Here is a 20,000-nt window from a genome sequence, read left to right on the forward strand (position 1 = left end):
GCAGCACGATCGGACGGCCCCCGTGCAGGAGAGTGTTCCGAGCGACGAGGCTTCATGACTTTGAGACCCTAGGGTATGGCCGCCCGGGATAGAGCCGATCCGGTCAAGACGCGCCAGGCGGTACTGGCCCTCGCGGACTGGTTGCGGGACGGCTCCCGACCTGCGCCAGACCGCGACGCCCTGGCGGCTGCGGTGCGCCTTACCGCCCGCACGCTGGCCGCCGTGGCGCCCGGCGCCAGCGTCGAGGTCCGGATCCCGCCGTTTGTGGCGGTGCAATGCGTTGCCGGGCCGCGGCACACCCGCGGCACCCCACCGAATGTCGTCGAGACCGATCCGCGGACCTGGCTGTTGCTGGTTACCGGGTTGTCGCGGCTCGTTGAGGCGCACACGACCGGCGCGCTGACCCTGTCGGGCTCCCGTGCGGGTGAAATCGACCACTGGCTGCCGCTGTTCGACGTCAGCTGAAACTAACTCTGAACTGCAGGTTTAGGGTGACACGCCGAATTTTTTCGGCGCCCAACACGCCCGCAGGATTGGGTGGTGCGAGCGTCGTGCCCGTAGACTCCCAAATGTCACCCTTCGTTCCCCAGGGAGCCGCCGACCCGTGACCGTCCAGGAACCTGAAGACCTGAACTCACCCCGCGAAGAATGCGGCGTATTCGGGGTATGGGCCCCGGGCGAGGAAGTCGCCAAACTCACCTATTACGGCCTGTATGCGCTGCAGCACCGCGGCCAGGAAGCCGCAGGTATCGCCGTCGCCGACGGCTCACAGGTCCTGGTCTTCAAAGACCTCGGGCTGGTCAGCCAGGTGTTCGACGAGCAGACGCTTGCGGCCATGCACGGACACGTCGCCATCGGGCACTGCCGCTACTCCACCACCGGCGACACCACGTGGGAAAACGCCCAGCCGGTGTTCCGCAACACCGCCGCCGGTACGGGGGTCGCGTTGGGGCACAACGGAAACCTGGTCAACACCGCTGAGCTCGCCGCCCGGGCTCGCGCTGCCGGGTTGATCGCCAAGCGCTGCCCGGCGCCGGCGACGACCGACTCCGACATTCTCGGCGCGCTGCTGGCCCATGGTGCGGCCGATTCCAGCCTGGAACAGGCTGCGCTCGAATTGCTGCCCACCGTGCGCGGCGCATTCTGCTTGACGTTCATGGACGAGAACACGTTGTACGCCTGTCGCGACCCGCACGGGGTGCGTCCGCTGTCGCTCGGGCGGTTGGATCGCGGCTGGGTGGTGGCCTCCGAGACGGCCGCACTGGACATCGTCGGCGCGTCGTTCGTCAGGGACATCGAACCGGGCGAACTGCTGGCCATCGACGCTGACGGGGTGCGGTCCACGCGTTTCGCCAACCCCACCCCGAAGGGCTGTGTCTTCGAATACGTGTACCTGGCGCGGCCGGACAGTACGATCGGCGGCCGGTCGGTGCACGCCGCCCGGGTCGACATCGGTCGCCGGCTGGCCCGCGAATCGCCGGTGGACGCCGACCTGGTGATCGGCGTGCCGGAATCGGGCACGCCCGCCGCGGTCGGATACGCCCAGGAGTCCGGTGTCCCGTATGGGCAGGGCCTGATGAAGAACGCCTATGTCGGGCGGACGTTCATTCAGCCGTCGCAGACCATCCGGCAGCTGGGTATCCGGTTGAAGCTCAACCCGCTTCGCGAGGTGATCCGCGGCAAGCGGCTCATCGTGGTCGACGACTCGATCGTGCGCGGCAACACGCAGCGCGCGCTGCTGCGGATGTTGCGCGAGGCCGGCGCCCTCGAGGTGCACGTGCGTATTGCCTCCCCGCCGGTGAAATGGCCTTGCTTCTATGGCATCGATTTTCCTTCGCCGGCCGAACTGATCGCTAACGCGGTCGAGGACGAGGAAGAGATGCTCGAGGCGGTACGGCACGCCATCGGCGCCGATTCTCTGGGCTACATCTCCCTGCGTGGCATGATCGCCGCGACCGAACAGCCGGCCTCGCGCCTGTGCACCGCATGCTTCGACGGCAACTACCCGATCGCGCTTCCCAACGAGGCGGTGCTCGGCAAAAACGTCGTCGAGCACATGCTCGCGAATGCGGCGCGCGGCTCGGCAATGGGCGACCTTGTTGCCGACGAGGTCCCGGTGCCCCCGCTGACCGACATCCGCTCCTAACACTGGCGGCCGATACCCGTCGTGAGTCCCGCCCGGTAGCCTTTAGCCCGATGACGGATCGCGGAAAGAGCGACGCAGAAGAACCGGGCAGCGAGGGCATCACCTACGCGTCGGCCGGGGTGGACATTGAAGCCGGTGATCGCGCCGTCGACTTGTTCAAGCCACTTGCGACAAAGGCCAGCAGGCCCGAGGTGCGCGGCGGGCTGGGCGGATTCGCCGGGCTGTTCGCTTTGCGCAGCGGTTACCGCGAGCCCCTGCTGGCGGCCTCCACCGACGGCGTGGGCACCAAGCTCGCCGTCGCCCAGGCGATGGACAAGCACGACACCGTCGGGCTGGACCTGGTCGCCATGGTCGTCGACGACCTGGTCGTGTGTGGTGCCGAGCCGCTGTTCCTGCAGGACTACATCGCCGTCGGCCGGACCGTGCCGGAACGGGTGAGCGCCATCGTCAGTGGTATCGCCGAGGGCTGTGTGCGCGCGGGCTGCGCGCTGCTGGGCGGTGAGACCGCCGAACATCCCGGGCTGATGGAACCCGACCACTACGACATCTCGGCCACCGGCGTCGGCGTCGTCGAGGCCGATGACGTGCTTGGGCCCGAACGCGTCAAACCCGGTGACGTGATCATCGCGCTCGGATCGTCCGGATTGCATTCCAACGGCTACTCGTTGGCCCGCACGGTGCTGCTGGAAATCGATCGGATGAACCTGGCCGGTTATGTCGAGGAGTTCGGTCGCACCCTGGGCGAGGAATTGCTCGAGCCCACCCTGATCTACGCCAAGGACTGTCTGGCCCTGGCCGCCGAAACTCAAGTCCGCACGTTCTGCCATGTCACCGGCGGAGGCCTGGCGGGCAACCTGCAGCGCGTTGTCCCGCATGGTCTCGTGGCCGAAATCGACCGTGGCACCTGGACACCCGCCCCGGTGTTCGCCATGATCGCCCAGCGCGGCCGGGTCGAACGCGTCGAGATGGAGAAGACCTTCAATATGGGCGTCGGCATGGTCGCCGTCGTCGCGCCCGAAGACACGGACCGAGCGCTGGCAATCCTCACCGCCCGGCACCTGGACTGCTGGGTGTTGGGAACGGTCTGCAAAGGTGGAAAAGAAGGCCCGCGAGCCAAACTCGTGGGTCAACACCCACGATTCTGAAGAATCTGTCTTAACGCAAAGCCGATGCGAACCGCATCAGGCGCGGGCGTGCGGGGTGCGCGGTGCTAGCGACGCCAGCTGTCCTCATCCTCGTACTCGTCTGCACCATCGCCGTCGGCAGGCGCGGAGCCGCTGGACTCCGATCCTGACAGCTCGGCCTGAAGCCGCTGAAAGTCAGTCTGCGGAGAGCTGTACTTGAGTTCTCGAGCAACCTTGGTCTGCTTTGCCTTCGCCCGGCCGCGGCCCATGGGGGGACCCCCTCGCGCAATAACGGAGCGGCCTAACAAGTAGGCGGCTCCGATCTCTGATGTCGTTTTCGTCCTGTCAACAGAATACCGTGCCTCGCGCCCGGGCGTCGGCCCCCCCGCCCGCTGTGGCGGACGTAATCGCTAGTTCCTCTTACCGACCTCGCAGCCGATCGACGGCCAACCTCCCCGCACCAACCCCCTCGACGGGTGGCAGGGAATCGGCGTCGATCGCGGCGGCCACCGACGCCTGGTCGCCGGTCGCCAATTCGGTGTCGGCGGGGAGCCCGCGCTTTAGTAGGGCCAGCGCGATCGGCCCAAGGTCGACGTGGTCGACGACGGTTCCGAGGCGTCCAACGCTGCGGCCTCCCGCGAGCACCGCATCGCCCGTCGCAGGGCGGTCCACCGAACCGTCGAGGTGCAGCAGCACCAGCATCCGCGGCGGCTTCCCCAGGTTATGCACGCGCGCGACGGTTTCCTGCCCCCGGTAGCAGCCCTTGTCCAGGTGAACGGCTCCCGCGCCGGGACCGCCGATCCACCCCACCTCGTGCGGAATGGTGCGTTCGTCGGTGTCGACGCCGAGCCTCGGGCGCAACGCCGCCACCCGGTGCGCTTCGTAAGCCCACACCCCGGCCGGCCGCAACCCCGCCTGCGCCAACCGCTGTTGCCAATCGGCCGACTCGTCGCGCGGTACCAGCACATCCAATTCGAGCTGGCCGGCCGGGAAACCGGGCAAGCGGCGCACGAAGCCGCCGCTGGCGAGCGGGACCGCGGCGAACTCGTCGGGCAGTGCATCCAGGCCGAGCACATCGAGGACCGCAGGATCAGCCAGTCGCGGGCCCAGCAACGACAACACCGCCAAATCGGCGGCGGCCGGCGTGACCTCGGACCAGAACACCATCTTGCGCAGGTAGCTCAGCAGCGGATCGCCCCGCCACGGTTCGGTATCGAGGTAGGTGGTCCCGCCCAGCTCGGTCTGGATCCAGTGATCCTCCACGCGGCCCTGACCGTCGAGACTGAGATTTTCCGTGCTGGCGCCGTCGGGCAAGCCGCTGACGTGCTGGCTCGAGATGTTGTGCAGCCAGGTCTGGCGGTCCTTGCCGGTCAGGGTCAGCACCGCGCGGTGGGAGCGGTCGACGAGCACCCCGCCGGTCTCGGCCGTCCGCTGTTCGCCGAGCGGATCGCCGTAGTGCCAGATCGCGCCGGCGTCGGGCCCTGAATCGGGCGCGGGAACTGCGTTCACAGCTCAACTCTACGGCCCGGCCCACTGGCCGCCCGGACCGTGGAGTGCGCGGCTAGGCTTGTCGTCCATGTCGAGCCCGACGGGTGTGGTTGTCACGCTGGACGGCGAAATACATCCGCCGGACACCCCGCTGCTGCACGCCGACGATCTTGCCGCGGTCCGCGGCGACGGCGCCTTCGAGACTTTGCTCGTGCGTGATGGCGCGGCTTGTCTGGTCGAGCCGCATCTGCAGCGCCTGACGCAGTCGGCCAAATACATGGACCTGCCCAAACCCGACCTTCCGGGTTGGCGGCGCGCGATCGACCTGGCAACCCGGCAGTGGGCTGCGGGCACTGCTGCGGAAGGTGCGCTGAGATTGATCTACAGCCGGGGCCGCGAAAGCGACCCGGCGCCGACCGCGTACGTGATGGTGAACCCGGTCCCGGAGAGGGTGACGGCAGTGCGGCGCGACGGCTTGGCCGCGGTCACCCTGGACCGGGGGTTACCCGCCAACGGTGTCGACGCGATGCCCTGGTTGTTGGCCGGCGCGAAAACACTGTCGTACGCGGTGAATATGGCCGCCTTGCGCCACGCCGCCCAGCGGGGCGCCGGCGATGTCATCTTCGTCAGCTCGGACGGCTTCATCCTGGAGGGGCCGCGCTCGACTGTGGTGATCGCCACAGACTCCGAAGGTGCGGGCAACCTTTGCCTGCTGACACCTCCGCCGTGGTATCCGATCCTGCGCGGCACCACCCAGCAGGCCCTTTTCGAGGTGGCCCGCGCCAAGGGCTACGACTGTGACTACCACCCGTTGCGAGTAGCGGATTTACTTGCTGCGCAAGGGATTTGGCTAGTGTCGAGTATGACCCTCGCCGCGCGGGTGCACACCCTCGATGGTCAGCGACTGCCCCGGTCGCCGATCGCCACGGAGTTCGCCGAACTGATCGACGCGGCCATCGTCAGCGATCGCTGAGCGCTGAATTCTGTTGTCGGCTCGCCCAATCACGGGTACGGTCGGCCGTACACAGGGAAGGAGGTGGTCCGCGAAATTGATAGCTTCATGGACATGTGAGGTGGCTACGCGCTAGCTGCATTGGCTCGGAAGAGTCGGCGATCGACGCGCGCTGGCGAATTCCCCGTAGCCACCCGGCCCCCGAGCGTCCCGGTCTGTCCAACCGGGAGCATTGCTCGGGGGCCGATCCATGTCTTGGGCCCTTATTGCCCCGTCTTTGCGGCTATCTGCTCGATGATTTTGCCGGCTTCGCCAGTCCCCGGAGGGGGACCGCACACAAGCACGTCGATGACCACACTGCCGGTGGCGTGCAGGCCGTGGTGGCAAACTCTGCCGTCCGCTTGTGTTCTCTCCTGAAAGATCTTCGGCGCTGCCCCTGTAACGTCACCGAATTGCCAGTCGCTCTTCTTGCCGTTGAAGGTCATCGTGACCGATTGCCCGGCGCAAGCCTTCCATTTGTCCGAAGACGCCTGCACGAATGCGTTGGCTTGGTCCGGCGACGAGAAGTCGGCAACGGATTCGAACACCCGATGAACCTGGCCCTCGCCGGGCGTATGTACCGCCTGGCCGCTCGCGCCGGTGAAGCCGGGCGCCGGCCTGTACACCGCCTCTTCCATGGGTTCGTAAACGGCGAGGCACTCCGGATTCGACAGCGTTCCCCGCACCGACCGCAGCTGGTCGGTTTGATCGGAAACGACGAGGTTTGGGTCCGCCAGGATGTTGCCGATCTCCGGGACGCCGAGCAAATACGACGCCAGCTTTGACGAGGGGGCCGAACCCGGTACCGGATTGGCGGCAGAGCCCGGCGCCGAATTCACGGCGGAATTTGCGACCGAACCGCCACCGGCCTTGGGGGCCGGCTTTTTGCCGCCCTGAGTAGCGAAGACGACGACGATCGCGATCACGGCGATGACGGCCAGTGCGGCCCCGCCGATGAGGATCAGCCGCTTGTTCGATCCGCCGGCCGCGGGGGCGGCTGCGGCGCTGGGCCTCGCGGCGGACGCGCTGGGTTGCGCCGGGGCGGTCGCGGCGACCGTCGCCGCTTCTGCCGTACTGCCCGTCGCCGACGCGGCCGACGACCCGTCCTTGGCCTCGATCTCGGCCAGCACGTTGTCGATTTCGCTTCGGGTGCGGTATGTCACGTCGTGTCGAAGGCGCAGCATCCGCAGTAGTTGGGCGATGTCGCCGCGTGCGCTGGGGTCGTCGCCGTCCTCGTCGAAGCCGGACCGCAGCTCGATCAAAAGCTGGATCTGCTGCTGCGGGCTGAGCTCCTTTTCGGCCATCTGATTGCCCAGCCGGGTGATGTAGCCGAACGGCACCGCCGGCTCGGGGGGTAGCGGGTCAGGCAGCGGCACCGGCTTGCTGCGCAGCTGGTGCACCGCGGTGACCAATTGAATGCCGGCGTCGACGGTCGGGTCCCGGTAGTCGATGATCTGCAATGCGGCAAGCGGATTCACCCGCATGCTGTCGACCTCGCCGATACGAACCGGAAGGATGGGACGGTTGAGGGCCTGGGCGTAGCGGAGCTCGGCCTGGCTCGGCTTGGACTGCAACCAGTTACTCGATAGCGCGACGATGAAAACTTCACAGTCACGGATCTGCTCGAGGATCTTGGCCCACCAGGAATCGCCACCGCCGAGCTCTTGGTCGAACCAGACTTGGTTCTGCCCGCGCCGCAAGGCGGTCGTCAGGGCGTCAACCGTCGCCCTGTCTTGGCTCGAGTAGCTGATGAACAGCGCCATCCCAGTCTCCTAGGGGAGGAGGAGCAAAGAACTGCGTGAAATCCTGCCTGCGCGACCAGTACGCACACGCGCCGATACCGTATCAGTGTTGAGTAAGGTCACGATGCGCAAATTTCCGTATAGCGGCGAGCGAACTCGTCACCGGGAACGGGCCATTGCTCGCCGGTGGATCCCCGCACAACCCAGTCGCCTTCGGCCGCGGCGGCGGGACCCTCAAGCGTGTTGACGGTCTCGCCCGGATAGGCCGGGCGGGCCTGCACACGTCCCTTTCTTTGCCACCGTCCATCGCCTGTGGGCTCGTAGGTTTCCCGGAAGATATCGTCGCGGACCGACCAGGTTTTCCCGTCTTCCTGCACGGCCCAATCGCCGGCGCCGGCGCGCATGGTGTGTCCCGAATCCGACGTCCACGTCCAAGGGGCACTTCGCTGCTCGGCGGCCACCGTCCCGACCCGGGCGAAGGACTGCCAGATCGGACGCGACCGAAAACCTAGCTGCCGCAAGCTCCACAGTGTCCCGGCGAGGCTGCGCACGGCGGCGTTGAGCAGATCTGGGTCGCTTTCGACCACCGACCAGTCGACCAGCTTGTCGTGGATCTTGCGCGAATCATCCCGGGGCGTACCGTATTTCCAGCCATTGCGGCGGTAGTAGCGACACCAGTCCTCGTGTTCGGCTTGCGCCATGCTCATCGCGGAGTAGTGGTCGAAGCCCATCAGCGCAAGCTGCTCCAACGGCTGCAACCCCGCCATTTCGTTGCCGGACAGTTGCGCCGGCGGGCTGCCCCAGGTGTTCCAGGTGTGGCCCGCGATCTGTTCCACCATCCATAACGCGTTGCGCACCTGACGTCGGTTGGACCCGCGGTAGAACTCGGGCAGTTCGGTCCATGGCACCGATGCGGGTCCCCGTGTCCAACTCGGGTCGATTGTGGAGACATAGCGCTCGTGAATCAGCCTCGCTGCGCGTTCCCAGGCGTCCTGCACCTGACCCTCTTGGGTGTCGAGTACCAGCGAGTACGACTGCAGCCGGCCGACGACCTGGATCGAGTCGTCGTTGATGCTGGTGTTGAGATCCGAAGCGTAGATGGGCATTTCGGGGAAGCGGGCGGCCAGTCTGGCGGCGGTTGTCGCGGCGTGGACATCGACGAAGATCACCGCGCTGGTGGTGGGGTCGTCGCCATCAGCGATCAGCTTCAGCATGGTCGGCACCGTCGGCGCCTCACCTATCGCGTCGATGGTCGGGCCATCCGACATGAATCCAGCCTGCTGGCGGTAGAACTCGTGGTCTCGCAGGTACTCGTCGGCGTCTCGTTCGACGAGCGTGAGGGCGGGCAACGGCGCCGCGTCGGGCGGGGTGTAAAAGTCACGCTCCAGAGCGCGTTGAGTCAGGTCTGCGCACAATGCCAACGTCAATTGTGAAGTGCCGCAAACGAATACACGCCGTGTTCGGCCTGTCGCCATGATGCTGTCGAGGAGCCTGCCCGCGGTGACCTCGTATTTCCCGACAACGTCGGCCGCCCATCGGGTGTCTGATCCGCCGAACTGCTGGGCGCGCCACGCTTGGGCCAGCCATGGGTCGTCCATCCGCACGATGAGGGGCAACCGCTGCTTGTGGGCGACCTCGGCGAGGCGACGACCGATGAGGTCGAGCCACATCAGGTTGACCGCTGGGTCGGGTGCCATCAGGTAGAGCCGAGAGAGGTGGCGCCACAACCGAAGTGACACCAGGGTGGACGGGGTATTGAAGTCCACTAGCACCACCCGCGCGCCCTGCCTGCGGGCGCGTTGCACGCGATCGTCGCTGGCGCCGGTGATGAGGACCAGGGTGCCGCGCCGATCCAGCGTTCGTGCCACCCCGCTGATCATCGATTCGGTATCGGCGTCTACTCCGACGATGGCGGTGACGGACTCGGCGAAGTTGGCCCGCAGCCGGTCCACCTGGGAGCGGAAGGCGCCGACGACGACGCCGCCCAGTCCGGTGAAGATTGTCGTCAGCGCGGCGATCCGCGCCAGTTCCAGCCCGACCGGTGTGGGGCTCGGGCACGTCCGCCCGCCGACCGAAAAGTCGCCGGTGCCGCCCTTGACCAGACTGGCCGTCGCCATCATGGGCGTGAAGACGGCCGGATGGTTGGCGTCATGACATCCCCAGTAGGAGCTCAGTCCCAGGATTGCGGTCAGGGGGACGAGGGCTGCGATCACGGTGAACGAAACACCGACCACCCGGTGGTTGTTGTTCGAGCGGAACGTCAGCACGGATACCCAGATGAGCACGGCCACAACGATGCCGAGCGTCGGCATGGATCCCGGCCGGCCGAACCATCGCAGTGCCGGCGGTAGCCCGTCGCTGATCGAGGGCCGCAAATCCAGCGCGGCCAAATAGGCGATCAGCAGCAGGCCGGTCCCCGTTACGGCCCAGCGCAGCATGGGCGAGGCTGTCCTCCTGGGACGCATCCGCCGACCTCCCTTTCTGGAATATCGGCTGTTGGGACGTCGAACAGTACACGCAAAAGAGCGGCCGAAAGCAACGTGGTGGGCCCGGTTTGTCGCGTGTTGTGAGCCAGTGAGAACGGCGATGCCCGGGCGTGACTAGCCGACGAATCGCGCCAGCCGCGCCGACAGATGCGGCACCAAGCCGCCGTCGGCATCCACGCGCTCTTCGACGTAGGCCAGGTCGCCGCCTTCGACGATGCCGTAGAGCCGTTTGGCGCCCCCGACCAGCACGCCGGAACGACTGCGCGCCAACGCATCGGTCGCCAACTCCCACGACGATTGGTTGCGTGGACGCCCGTAGAACAATTCGATGTAACCGGACGAGTGAGCCAGTAACAGCTCGATCGCCTGGGACTCGGTGGGATCGTCGGGATCGCGGACGAACCGCCAATAGCCGGTCTCACGCAGGCCGGGTTCTTGATAGCCGCCGGCGTCGTCGAGACGCCAGGAGCGGGCTTCCCAGTTCAGGTAGTCGCCGCCGTCATGGGAGACCACGATTTGTTGGCCGAACCGGTAATCGCCGTCCGCTCCGCGGCCTTCGCCTTCGCCGCGCCACACGCCGACCAGGGGCAGCAGCGCCAGCAGTGCGTCGTTGAGGTTGGCGCCTTCGCGCAGGTTGGCGGTATCGGCGGGAAGCGGCAGGTCGTCGAAGGACGGGATATTGCGTGCTGCGGTCACTTTGGCGCGTTCAGCCGCAGCGGCGACGGCGCGGCCCGAGTTCTCCGGGCCGTCAGGTGTGTCAGAGCTGGCTTCGGCGCTCACGACTCGTCGGTGATGAGCCGGTACAGGGTGTACAGCGCAAACCACGAGATGACCACGACAGACACCACCAGCATGATCTCGAAGAAGAGCACCACGCAGATAAGTCTATTCGGCTTCTCCGCGGCGCTCCTCGGGACATCCCGGTCCGGCGCGCACGTCAGCCGATCTTGATGTCCACCTCGTGGATGCCGGCGCCGGACGGCGTCACTACCGCGTCGCCGTTGCCCGCTTTGGACAGGGCCCGCAATGTCCACGATCCGGGCGCGGCGAAAAACCGGAACTCGCCGGTGGCCGATGCCACGACCTCGGCCGTGAACTCACCCGAGGAGTCCAGCAGGCGGACGAACGCGCCCCCGACGGCCTGGCCGTCGGCGTCCACGACGCGGCCGGTGATCACCGTTTCCTTTTCGAGGTCGACGCTGGCGGGCAACGTCAGTCCTTGCTTCGGTGCAGAGCACATATCAGCTTCCCAACTCGATCGGGGCGCCCACCAGGGAGCCGTATTCCGTCCAACTGCCGTCGTAGTTCTTGACGTTCGTGTGCCCGAGCAATTCACGCAGAACAAACCAGGTGTGCGACGAACGCTCCCCGATCCGACAGTAGGCAATCGTTTCCTTGGTGCCGTCCAGACCGGCGTCGGCATACAACTTGGCCAACTCCTCGTCGGATTTGAAGGTGCCGTCCTCGTTGGCGGCCTTGCTCCACGGCACGTTTATCGCTCCCGGGATGTGTCCGGGACGCTGGCTTTGCTCCTGCGGCAGGTGCGCGGGCGCCAGGATCTTGCCCGAGAATTCGTCGGGGGAGCGCACGTCGACCAGGTTCTTGACGTTGATGGCCGAGATGACCTCGTCCCGGAAGGCCCGGATCGTGTTGTCGGGCGCTGCCGCCGAATACGAGGTCGAGGACCTGCTGACGGCGTCCTTGGACAGCGGGCGGCCGTCGAGCTCCCATTTCTTGCGGCCGCCGTCGAGCAGCTTGACGTTCTCGTGCCCGTAGAGCTTGAAGTACCAGTACGCGTAGGCCGCGAACCAGTTGTTGTTGCCGCCATAGAGGATGACGGTGTCGTCGTTGGCGATGCCGCGCTCGCTGAGCAGCTTCGAGAACTGCTGGGCGTCGACGAAGTCGCGCTTGACCGGGTCTTGCAGATCGGTGCGCCAGTCCAGCTTGACGGCGCCGGCGATGTGGCCGTCGTCGTATGCGCTGGTGTCCTCGTCTACCTCGACGAAGACGACGTTTTCGGCGTCGAGATTGCTCTCGGCCCAGTCAACAGAGACCAGGACGTCGGAGCGTGCCATGGGGGAGTCCTTTCGATTGCTTGGTGTTCGGCGTTACGCCGGGACGTGGCGGAAGCGGTTGACTAGCGGGTACAGCTGGCAGCCCAGACAGATCCCGAAAGCCGCATTCAAAAAGGCCGCTACCAGTGCGAACGCCGTGGCGATAACGCCAGCCAAGGGCACGCCAAGGGCAAATCCGGCCACGGCGGCCACCGCGAAGATGAGGCCGACCAGTTGGGCGAACTTCAATGGCGGCACGGGTTCGCGTTCCTTGACCGGTCCCAGCCGGGGCGCGACCAGGGCGGCGAACAGCTTGCCGTAAGGGTGTCGGCGGGGGCCGCCGACCGCGCCGATCGCGAAAATCACGGCTTGCACGGCCAAGATGGCCGCGGCTGCCAGCGGGCTGACCGCCGAGACGAGCAGCGCGATCAGCAGGACCGCGGTCGTCACCCAGGCAGCAAACCGTGGCCCGCGCACGTCGACGCGATCGATGTCAGCGGGGGTGTTATTGATTGACACGAACTACTCCTCGTATGCGCGCTGAAGGAAGACTGGGGGAGGGCATGCCGCGGTGAGATTCCGGGGCAGCTCCGAGTGCTACGCGAAAACGGCGCGGCGACTCAGCAGCTACAGCAACAACAACAGCCCGCGGTACGGCACAGATCTACTGCGCGACGCTTGGTGAGCATGGGCTCGAAACGGGCTGACACGGGCGCAAGCTTACCCAAAGACATGGTGGTCAAGCCAACAGCGGTTGCAGCGCGGACCGCAGGTCGATGGCCTTGGGGACGCCCGATGCCCGGTAACGCTGCCGCCCGTCGGCATCGAAGATCAGCGTCGTCGGCAGCGACAGCACCGAAAACCGTCGGGCCGCCGCGGGATTGGCATCGATATCGATCTCGACGTGCGCCACCGCGCCCATGTCGTCGCAGACCTGGTCGACCACCCGGCGTACCCGGTCGCATGGTCCGCACCACGGTGCGCTGAAATGCACGACGGTCGGTCCGGTGGGCGACAAACCCAGGTCGGCGGTGTCCGCGTCGGCACCCGCCGCGGTGTCCGCGCTGATCTCCCGGACGCCTCCGGAGCGCCGGGTCAGCAACCAACCGGCAACGGCAGCCAGGGCAAACGCCACCGCAATCGCGACGATCACGGTAGTCATGACTGCTTAAACCCCTCGAGGGCGATGGTTACTCCCGTGGTGATGCCTTCGATGATCACGTCCGAACCCCGGGCACCCACGGTGTGCGGCGCGACCCCGAACGGAAGCCGCTGGTTGGGCAGCCGAGCGCTGAAGGCATGAAGCACCGCGTCCCGCTTGTCGTCCGGGACGGCCTGGTTGGCTGTGTCGGGGCCGGTGAGGATGTTGGTGGGGGTGAAGACAATGGTCGCCGGGTCGTCCGGGTCGATCGCTAGATCCTCCGACACGCTCACCCGGCGATCGAAGTTGGCGAACGTCGGCGTGCCGCTGAACACCAGCCCGTGGTTGCCGGAGATGCCGGATTCGGTGATGCCTCCGGTGGCGGTGTTGGTTACCTGCGGCGGTGCCTCGACCATCAGGTCCGTGATGCCCAGATAGCGGCCCAGGTGGGTCGAGTCGATGATGATGCGACTCTCCAGCTTGCCCACCGGCAGCTTCGCGTCTGGCCTGATCAGCCATGACGCGTAGGTCAGGTCGACCGAATACATGGTGGCCTCGAGGGTGGCCTTGCCGGTCACCGCGTGATCGACGGCGTTGGCCTTGATCTCCACTTCTTTGTACTGGTCACGCATCGCCTGCGGAATGAAGGGGAAGGCCAGGATGGCCACGAACGGGTCTGACCCCAGATTGGACGCTTTGCGCACGGTCGCTGACAGGCGATATTCGGCGTAGATGCTGGCCCCGAAGTCGACGCCGACGACACCGATGACGATCACGGCCACGGTGACGACCGCCGTGATCAGGCCGATCAGCACTTTGCGCATGCGCATATTGTGGCCTGTCCCTCCGCCGACGCGCCGTCGGAGGCGGCTTGTCGACCCCCGAACACCGCCGAGAGCGCTTCGTCACACTCGGACCCGATGCGCTCCAACGCGCCGCCTGAGACCAGGTGGCACGTTATCGTTAGATGACCTGGCCACTAACGCCATATTTCTTGACGAGTTTGGGCGAGGACCGTCGCCACGAGCTGGAGGGGCTTGTTGGAGCTGTTACTGCTGACCTCGGAGCTGCACCCCGACCCGGTCCTGCCATCATTGTCGCTGCTCCCGCACACCGTGCGGACGGCCCCGGCTGAGCCGGCCTCCCTGCTTGAGGCCGGAACCGCGGACGCAGTTCTCGTCGACGCGCGCACCGACTTGTCGGCCGCGCGCGGCCTTTGTCGTCTGCTGAGCACGGCGGGGCGGTCGGTTCCGGTAGTGGCGATCGTCAGCGAGGGTGGTCTGGTCGCGATCAGCGCCGACTGGGGCTTGGACGAAATCCTGTTGCCGAGCACGGGGCCGGCTGAGATCGACGCGAGAATACGGCTCGTCGTCGGGCGCCGCGGCGGACTGGCCGACCAGGAGAGCGCGGGCAAGGTCAGCCTCGGCGAGCTGGTGATCGACGAAGGCACCTACACCGCACGGCTGAAGGGCCGCCCGCTTGACCTCACTTATAAGGAATTCGAGCTGCTGAAATACCTGGCCCAGCATGCCGGCCGGGTCTTCACCCGCGCGCAACTGCTGCACGAGGTGTGGGGCTATGACTTCTTCGGCGGAACGCGCACCGTCGATGTGCACGTGCGTCGGCTGCGGGCCAAGCTCGGTCCCGAGTACGAGGCATTGATCGGCACGGTGCGCAACGTCGGGTACAAAGCTGTCCGGCCGGCGCGTGGCCGAGCGCCGATATCCGGACCCGACGACACCGACGGTGCCGAATCCGACTCCGAGAGTCTGCAAGACCCTCTGGTCGACCCGCTGCACACTCAGTGAGCTCGCCCGACTGGCGCCGCACCCTGTCCGTCGAAGAGCAGCGGTCGGTGCGCGAATTAGTCACGGCTGCAACGGAATTCGATGGAGTGGCACCCGTCGGTGAACAGGTACTGCGCGAACTCGGCCACGACCGCACCGATCATCTGCTCGTCGCGTCCGCCGCCGACGCCGTCGTCGGCTACCTCAACCTCAGCCCCCCGCGCGACCAGGAAGCGGGCATGGCGGAATTGGTGGTGCACCCGCAGGCTCGCAGGGGCGGCATCGGCTCGGCGATGGCACGTGCGGCGCTCGCCAGGGCCGCGGGGGCCAACCGGTTCTGGGCGCACGGCACGCTGCAGCCGGCTCGGGCGACCGCGGCCGCGCTGGGCCTCGTCGCGGTCCGCGAACTCGTGCAGATGCGACGGTCGCTGCGGGGTGTCACCGACGACGTGAGTCCTGGGCCCGGGGTGCGGATCCGGACGTACGCCGGCGCCGACGATGACGCCGAGCTGCTGCGGGTCAACAACGCCGCGTTCGCCCGACATCCTGAACAGGGTGGGTGGACTCTGGCCGACCTGGCCGAGCGGCGCGACGAACCATGGTTCGACCCGGCGGGGCTGTTCCTGGCGTTCGACGACTCCGCGGGCGACCAGCCCGGCCGGCTGCTGGGCTTCCACTGGACCAAAGTGCATCTCGATGAACCCGCCCTCGGCGAGGTCTACATCGTGGGCGTCGACCCGTCGGCGCAAGGTCGCGGCTTGGGGCAGACCCTGACGGCCGTCGGCGTCGGACACCTGGCTCGGCGACTCAACACCGCGCAGGCAGTCGATCCCACCGTGATGCTCTACGTGGAGTCCGACAATGCCCCTGCGGTGCGGACCTATCAGCGCCTGGGCTTCACCACCTACAGCGTCGACACCGCCTTCGCGGCGACACCCGCCTCCGACTGACTCGAAAGCGCAGGCAGCCGCGGCCCCGTGCGCAGATTATTCACCGCACGTTCACCGGCTAGGCACTCTTGTAAGGCCACCTCAACGCATAGTTTCGCGATGACTTGGCATCCTGATTTCCAGGTCACGTTCGGCCACGGTCAAGCTGCGGCCGCAGGCGTCGAGAGTTCGTCAGAAAGCGAGATCGGTGGAGCTCGGCAGGGTGGGCAAGACGCTGGCGGTGGCGGTGTTCGCGACGACGATCTTCGGTGCAGCGTTCACGGCCTGCGGCAGCGACGACAATCGGCACGGCGCCTCGGCGCTGGCCCTCTCGGGACCCGCCGGCACGGTCGCCTGCACCGGCAAAAGCCGACTGACGTCGGAGGGATCGACGGCTCAACAGAACGCGATGGACGTCTTCAACCATGCGTGGGGCCAGCTCTGCCCAGGGAAGAACGTCTCGTACAACCCGACCGGGTCGGGTGCCGGCCGCGAGCAATTCATCGCCGGCCACGTCGACTTCGCCGGATCGGATTCGCCAATGACCGCCGATCAGATCGCATCGGCCGCCAGGCGGTGCAACGGGCATCCGGCGTGGGACCTGCCACTGGTGTTCGGACCCGTCGCACTGGCCTACAACCTTCCGGGTGTCGCGACGTTGACGGTCAACAGCGACGTGCTGGCCAAGATCTTCACCGGCCGGATCTCCGCGTGGAACGACCCGATATTGACCGCACTCAATCCGGGCGTGACTTTGCCGGACACCAAGATCATGCCGATCTACCGGGTTGACTCGTCGGGAACCACCGACAACCTGCAGAGATATCTCACGACCGCCGCGCCGGAGAGCTGGTCTAAGGGCGTCGGGACCGAATTTCTGGGCGGCGTCGGCGAAGGGGCGGCGAAGTCGTCCGGTGTCGTCCAGGCGGTCCACACCGTCCGGGGTGCCATCGGGTATGTCGAGAAAGGCTTCGCCGACCAGGCCGGTATGCCCTACGCGCAGATCGACACCGGCAGCGGGCCGGTGCCGTTGACCAATGACACCGCCGCCAATGCCGTCAACGCCATCGCTTTCGTGGCGAGTGGCAACGACCTGGTGCTCGACCTCAACCCCATGTACGCCACTCACCAATCGGGGACCTATCCGCTGGTGCTGGCCAGCTACGAGATCGTCTGCTCGGAGGGTTACGACTCGCAGACCGCGCTGGCGATCAAGTCGTTCCTCACCACGGCCGCCGACGACGGACAGGCCGGCCTTCCGTCGGACGGCTACGTCCCGTTGCCCGATAAGGTCAAAGAGCGACTGATCACCGCCATCAACGCGATGCAATGACCCTCGGGTTCCAGGAGCGACGGCAGAACCAGCAGTGACGGGATCACAGTGACGACGCCAAATCCAGCCGACGCAGGTTCGGGCGCGGTCGTTGCTGCGCCGTTTCCCGAATCGGCCGTGGTGCCCATCAGCCCGTGGGGGAACACCAAACCCCGTATCGGAGACCGGATATTTCGCCGGTTGGCGGAGTCCTCGGGTGCGCTGATGGTCGTCGTGGTCGTCGCGATCGGCGGCTTCCTGCTGCTGCGCGCGATACCGGCGTTGCGGCGCAATCGAGAGAACTTCTTCACATACGGCGGCAAGTGGATCACGACCGACCCGTCGTCGATGCACTTCGGAATCCTTGACCTCTTGCGGGTGACCGTTTTCGTGTCGCTGTTCGCGTTGCTTCTGGCGATGCCGATCGCCCTGGGGGTCGCCCTCTTTCTCACCCAGTACGCGCCACGGCGGCTAGCCGCGCCGCTGGCGTACGCCGTCGATCTGCTGGCCGCGGTGCCCTCGATCATTTACGGCGTCTGGGGTCTGCACGTACTCGCACCACACCTGCGGCCCGTCGCGGCCTGGCTCAATCACTCGATGGGCTGGTGTTTCCTGTTCGCCACCGGCAATGTGTCGGCGGCCGGCGGTGGCACAATCTTCACTGGCGCAATCGTTTTGGCGGTGATGATCCTGCCGATCATCGCCGCGGTCACCCGCGAGGTTTTCGTGCAGACTCCGCGTGACCAGATCGAGGCTGCCCTCGCGCTCGGCGCTACCCGGTGGGAGGTGGTCAGAACCACCGTGCTGCCCTTTGGCCGATCTGGGTACGTCAGCGGGGCGGTGCTGGGTCTGGGCCGTGCGCTCGGTGAGACAGTCGCACTGCTGATCATCCTGCGCGGAACCCAAACACGGTTCGGCTGGTCACTTTTCGATGGCGGTTCGACTTTCGCGACCAAGATTGCCGGTACCGCAGCAGAATTCAACAACCAGTACCGGGGCGGAGCGTACATCGCCGCGGGGCTAGTGCTTTTTGTGCTCGTGTTCGTGGCCGACGTCGTTGCCCGGGGAGCGGTCGCCAAAACCGCAAGAGGCGGCCGATGACGTCGATCTTCGACCGGCCGCTTAAGGCGCGGACATTGCCAGGGCTGAGCCCTCGTCGTCGAACCGCGAATAGTGTTGCAAACTTGCTTGTTTCACTTTCGATCGTGATCGCCTTGGCGCCCCTACTGTGGGTGTTGTGGTCGGTTGTCGCCAAGGGGTTCGAGGCGATCACGTCCTCGGCATGGTGGACGCATTCGCAAGCGGGGATGACGGCCTTCGCATCCGGTGGCGGTGCCTACCATGCGATCGTCGGAACCCTGTTGCAGGGACTCGCATGCGCCGCGATCTCGGTGCCGATCGGCATCATGGTCGCGATCTATCTGGTCGAGTACGGCGGCGGAAGCAGGCTGGGCCGGCTGGCCGGCTTCATGGTGGACATCCTCAGCGGGGTGCCCTCAATCGTGGCCGCGCTCTTCATCTATGCGCTGTTTGTGGCCACGCTCGGCTTTCCGCGTTCGCAATTCGCGGCGTCGCTCGCGTTGGTGTTGTTGATGCTGCCGGTGATCGTGCGGGCGACCGAGGAGATGCTCCGGATCGTTCCGATAGACCTGCGGGAAGCCAGTTATGCTCTGGGTGTCACGAAGTGGAAAACCATTGCCAGGATTGTGATTCCGACAGGGTTGTCGGGCATTATCACGGGGATCATGCTGGCGGTGGCCAGGGTGATGGGCGAGACGGCACCGTTGCTGATCTTGGTCGGTTATTCGCAGACCATCAATTGGGATATCTTCCGCGGTTTTATGGGAACGCTGCCGGGAATGATGTACGACCAGGCATCGGCTGGCGCCGGCGTCAATCCGGTTCCCACGGATCGGTTGTGGGGCGCCGCGTTGACGTTGATCCTGATGATCGCCTTCATCAATATCGGGGCCAGGGTGGTCTCGAGATATTTTGCGCCGAAGAATTCGTAGGAGTATCAGGTGGCCAAGCGGTTGGACATGAAAGACGTCAACATCTACTACGGACCGTTTCACGCGGTCGCGGATGTGTCGTTGTCCATTTTGCCCCGCAGCGTGACCGCGTTCATCGGCGCGTCCGGCTGCGGCAAGACAACCGTGTTGCGCGCGCTGAATCGGATGCACGAGGTCATTCCCGGCGCCCGGGTCGACGGCACCGTGCTGCTCGACGACGAGAACATCTACGCCTCCGGTATCGACCCGGTCGGCGTGCGCCGCGCCATCGGGATGGTGTTCCAGCGGCCAAACCCGTTTCCCGCCATGTCTATTCGCGATAACGTGGTGGCCGGCCTGAAACTGCAGGGCGTGCGTAATCGCAAGTTGCTCGACGACACCGCCGAATACTCACTGCGCGGGGCAAACCTGTGGGACGAGGTCAAGGACCGCTTGAACAAACCCGGCGGTGGGTTGTCCGGCGGGCAGCAGCAGCGGTTGTGCATCGCGCGGGCCATCGCGGTGCAGCCCGATGTGTTGCTGATGGATGAGCCGTGTTCGGCGCTGGACCCGATTTCGACGATGGCGATCGAGGAACTGATCAGCGAGCTCAAGCAGGACTACACGATCGTCATCGTCACGCACAACATGCAGCAGGCCGCGCGGGTCAGCGACTACACAGCGTTCTTCAACCTCGAGGCGGCGGGAAAGCCCGGCCGGCTTGTCGAGATCGACGATACCGAGAAGATCTTTTCCAACCCGACCGAGAAGGCCACCGAGGACTACATATCGGGCCGCTTCGGCTAGGC

21 protein-coding genes are annotated in these 20,000 nt (G+C 66.1%); 10 read left to right on the forward strand and 11 right to left on the reverse strand.

What is annotated here, in order from left to right; genetic code table 11:
• The first annotated feature begins 75 nt into the window (after positions 1 to 75).
• The 3 genes from MNAB215_RS12575 to purM all read left to right on the forward strand — a co-directional run bounded on the left by MNAB215_RS12575 (position 76) and on the right by purM (position 3,291).
• Positions 76 to 465, forward strand: coding sequence for a sterol carrier family protein (locus MNAB215_RS12575; RefSeq protein WP_077079154.1), 390 nt, complete (start codon positions 76 to 78; stop codon positions 463 to 465).
• 139 nt (positions 466 to 604) lie between these two features.
• Positions 605 to 2,146 (forward strand): amidophosphoribosyltransferase, encoded by a 1,542-nt coding sequence (purF, locus tag MNAB215_RS12580; protein WP_077079155.1) that lies wholly within the window; start codon positions 605 to 607, stop codon positions 2,144 to 2,146.
• A gap of 50 nt (positions 2,147 to 2,196) precedes the next feature.
• Positions 2,197 to 3,291 (forward strand): phosphoribosylformylglycinamidine cyclo-ligase, encoded by a 1,095-nt coding sequence (gene purM, locus MNAB215_RS12585; protein ID WP_077079156.1) that lies wholly within the window; start codon positions 2,197 to 2,199, stop codon positions 3,289 to 3,291.
• A gap of 65 nt (positions 3,292 to 3,356) precedes the next feature.
• On the opposite strand, the gene MNAB215_RS12590 is transcribed toward purM, so the two are convergent.
• Together MNAB215_RS12590 and ygfZ are read right to left on the reverse strand one after the other, a co-directional pair.
• The gene (locus tag MNAB215_RS12590; RefSeq protein WP_077079157.1) at positions 3,357 to 3,539 is read right to left on the reverse strand and encodes a DUF3073 domain-containing protein; all 183 of its coding nucleotides are present in this window, start codon (positions 3,537 to 3,539) and stop codon (positions 3,357 to 3,359) included.
• Between the two features lie 151 nt (positions 3,540 to 3,690).
• Entirely contained in the window at positions 3,691 to 4,779 is a 1,089-nt protein-coding gene (gene ygfZ / locus MNAB215_RS12595; RefSeq protein WP_077079158.1) for a CAF17-like 4Fe-4S cluster assembly/insertion protein YgfZ, read from the reverse strand.
• A gap of 85 nt (positions 4,780 to 4,864) precedes the next feature.
• Between ygfZ and MNAB215_RS12600 the strand changes: the two genes are divergently transcribed.
• Complete coding sequence (locus tag MNAB215_RS12600) at positions 4,865 to 5,731, forward strand: aminodeoxychorismate lyase (protein WP_108637762.1); 867 nt, start codon at positions 4,865 to 4,867, stop codon at positions 5,729 to 5,731.
• A 242-nt stretch (positions 5,732 to 5,973) separates the two neighbouring features.
• Here MNAB215_RS12600 and MNAB215_RS12605 read toward each other — a convergent pair whose 3' ends face one another.
• The 9 genes from MNAB215_RS12605 to lmeA form a co-directional block, all read right to left on the reverse strand.
• The gene (locus MNAB215_RS12605; RefSeq protein WP_083746110.1) at positions 5,974 to 7,512 is read right to left on the reverse strand and encodes a sensor domain-containing protein; all 1,539 of its coding nucleotides are present in this window, start codon (positions 7,510 to 7,512) and stop codon (positions 5,974 to 5,976) included.
• A 98-nt stretch (positions 7,513 to 7,610) separates the two neighbouring features.
• Positions 7,611 to 9,929, reverse strand: a complete 2,319-nt coding sequence (locus MNAB215_RS12610) for a hypothetical protein (RefSeq protein ID WP_245830286.1) — start codon at positions 9,927 to 9,929, stop codon at positions 7,611 to 7,613.
• Between the two features lie 162 nt (positions 9,930 to 10,091).
• Positions 10,092 to 10,757 (reverse strand): nitrobindin family protein, encoded by a 666-nt coding sequence (locus MNAB215_RS12615; protein WP_077079161.1) that lies wholly within the window; start codon positions 10,755 to 10,757, stop codon positions 10,092 to 10,094.
• Positions 10,758 to 10,914: 157 nt separating this feature from the next.
• Positions 10,915 to 11,217: a DUF1416 domain-containing protein gene (locus tag MNAB215_RS12620; RefSeq protein WP_077079162.1), complete on the reverse strand. Its 303-nt coding sequence runs from the start codon at positions 11,215 to 11,217 to the stop codon at positions 10,915 to 10,917.
• 1 nt (position 11,218) lies between these two features.
• The gene (locus MNAB215_RS12625; protein WP_077079163.1) at positions 11,219 to 12,052 is read right to left on the reverse strand and encodes a sulfurtransferase; all 834 of its coding nucleotides are present in this window, start codon (positions 12,050 to 12,052) and stop codon (positions 11,219 to 11,221) included.
• A 33-nt stretch (positions 12,053 to 12,085) separates the two neighbouring features.
• Positions 12,086 to 12,550: a DUF4395 domain-containing protein gene (locus MNAB215_RS12630; protein WP_077079164.1), complete on the reverse strand. Its 465-nt coding sequence runs from the start codon at positions 12,548 to 12,550 to the stop codon at positions 12,086 to 12,088.
• Between the two features lie 101 nt (positions 12,551 to 12,651).
• Positions 12,652 to 12,765 (reverse strand): Ms5788A family Cys-rich leader peptide, encoded by a 114-nt coding sequence (locus MNAB215_RS30755; RefSeq protein ID WP_425436442.1) that lies wholly within the window; start codon positions 12,763 to 12,765, stop codon positions 12,652 to 12,654.
• Between the two features lie 5 nt (positions 12,766 to 12,770).
• Entirely contained in the window at positions 12,771 to 13,193 is a 423-nt protein-coding gene (locus tag MNAB215_RS12635) for a thioredoxin family protein (RefSeq protein WP_077079165.1), read from the reverse strand.
• Positions 13,190 to 14,002 (reverse strand): mannan chain length control protein LmeA, encoded by an 813-nt coding sequence (gene lmeA, locus MNAB215_RS12640; RefSeq protein WP_077079166.1) that lies wholly within the window; start codon positions 14,000 to 14,002, stop codon positions 13,190 to 13,192. Before lmeA ends, MNAB215_RS12635 begins: the two co-directional genes overlap by 4 nt.
• Positions 14,003 to 14,209: 207 nt before the next feature.
• Here lmeA and MNAB215_RS12645 point away from each other — a divergent pair, with 207 nt between their 5' ends.
• The 6 genes from MNAB215_RS12645 (at position 14,210) to pstB (ending at position 19,998) form a co-directional block, all read left to right on the forward strand.
• A complete protein-coding gene (locus MNAB215_RS12645; protein ID WP_108637618.1) occupies positions 14,210 to 14,980 on the forward strand; it encodes a winged helix-turn-helix transcriptional regulator in 771 nt (256 codons plus the stop codon).
• Positions 14,977 to 15,909: a mycothiol synthase gene (mshD, locus tag MNAB215_RS12650; protein ID WP_077079167.1), complete on the forward strand. Its 933-nt coding sequence runs from the start codon at positions 14,977 to 14,979 to the stop codon at positions 15,907 to 15,909. The genes MNAB215_RS12645 and mshD overlap by 4 nt, the downstream gene beginning before the upstream one ends.
• Positions 15,910 to 16,096: 187 nt before the next feature.
• Complete coding sequence (gene pstS, locus MNAB215_RS12655) at positions 16,097 to 17,221, forward strand: phosphate ABC transporter substrate-binding protein PstS (protein WP_083746111.1); 1,125 nt, start codon at positions 16,097 to 16,099, stop codon at positions 17,219 to 17,221.
• Positions 17,222 to 17,269: 48 nt separating this feature from the next.
• Positions 17,270 to 18,301: a phosphate ABC transporter permease subunit PstC gene (gene pstC / locus MNAB215_RS12660; RefSeq protein WP_425436443.1), complete on the forward strand. Its 1,032-nt coding sequence runs from the start codon at positions 17,270 to 17,272 to the stop codon at positions 18,299 to 18,301.
• Entirely contained in the window at positions 18,298 to 19,212 is a 915-nt protein-coding gene (pstA, locus tag MNAB215_RS12665) for a phosphate ABC transporter permease PstA (RefSeq protein ID WP_077079169.1), read from the forward strand. The genes pstC and pstA overlap by 4 nt, the downstream gene beginning before the upstream one ends.
• A gap of 9 nt (positions 19,213 to 19,221) precedes the next feature.
• The gene (pstB, locus tag MNAB215_RS12670) at positions 19,222 to 19,998 is read left to right on the forward strand and encodes a phosphate ABC transporter ATP-binding protein PstB (RefSeq protein ID WP_077079170.1); all 777 of its coding nucleotides are present in this window, start codon (positions 19,222 to 19,224) and stop codon (positions 19,996 to 19,998) included.
• Positions 19,999 to 20,000: the final 2 nt, after the last annotated feature.

The organism is Mycobacterium numidiamassiliense, assembly GCF_900157365.1.
Taxonomy (GTDB): domain Bacteria; phylum Actinomycetota; class Actinomycetes; order Mycobacteriales; family Mycobacteriaceae; genus Mycobacterium; species Mycobacterium numidiamassiliense.

Excerpts from the sequence above, each read along its gene's own strand:
- MNAB215_RS12575 (WP_077079154.1), top strand. The coding sequence starts at position 76 with ATGGCCGCCCGGGATAGAGCCGATCCGGTCAAGACGCGCCAGGCGGTA.
- purM (WP_077079156.1), top strand. The coding sequence starts at position 2,197 with ATGACGGATCGCGGAAAGAGCGACGCAGAAGAACCGGGCAGCGAGGGC.
- MNAB215_RS12590 (WP_077079157.1), bottom strand. The coding sequence starts at position 3,539 with ATGGGCCGCGGCCGGGCGAAGGCAAAGCAGACCAAGGTTGCTCGAGAA.
- MNAB215_RS12605 (WP_083746110.1), bottom strand. The coding sequence starts at position 7,512 with ATGGCGCTGTTCATCAGCTACTCGAGCCAAGACAGGGCGACGGTTGAC.
- MNAB215_RS12610 (WP_245830286.1), bottom strand. The coding sequence starts at position 9,929 with ATGCTGCGCTGGGCCGTAACGGGGACCGGCCTGCTGCTGATCGCCTAT.
- MNAB215_RS12620 (WP_077079162.1), bottom strand. The coding sequence starts at position 11,217 with ATGTGCTCTGCACCGAAGCAAGGACTGACGTTGCCCGCCAGCGTCGAC.
- MNAB215_RS12625 (WP_077079163.1), bottom strand. The coding sequence starts at position 12,052 with ATGGCACGCTCCGACGTCCTGGTCTCTGTTGACTGGGCCGAGAGCAAT.
- MNAB215_RS30755 (WP_425436442.1), bottom strand. The coding sequence starts at position 12,765 with ATGTCTTTGGGTAAGCTTGCGCCCGTGTCAGCCCGTTTCGAGCCCATG.
- MNAB215_RS12635 (WP_077079165.1), bottom strand. The coding sequence starts at position 13,193 with ATGACTACCGTGATCGTCGCGATTGCGGTGGCGTTTGCCCTGGCTGCC.
- lmeA (WP_077079166.1), bottom strand. The coding sequence starts at position 14,002 with ATGCGCATGCGCAAAGTGCTGATCGGCCTGATCACGGCGGTCGTCACC.
- pstA (WP_077079169.1), top strand. The coding sequence starts at position 18,298 with ATGACGTCGATCTTCGACCGGCCGCTTAAGGCGCGGACATTGCCAGGG.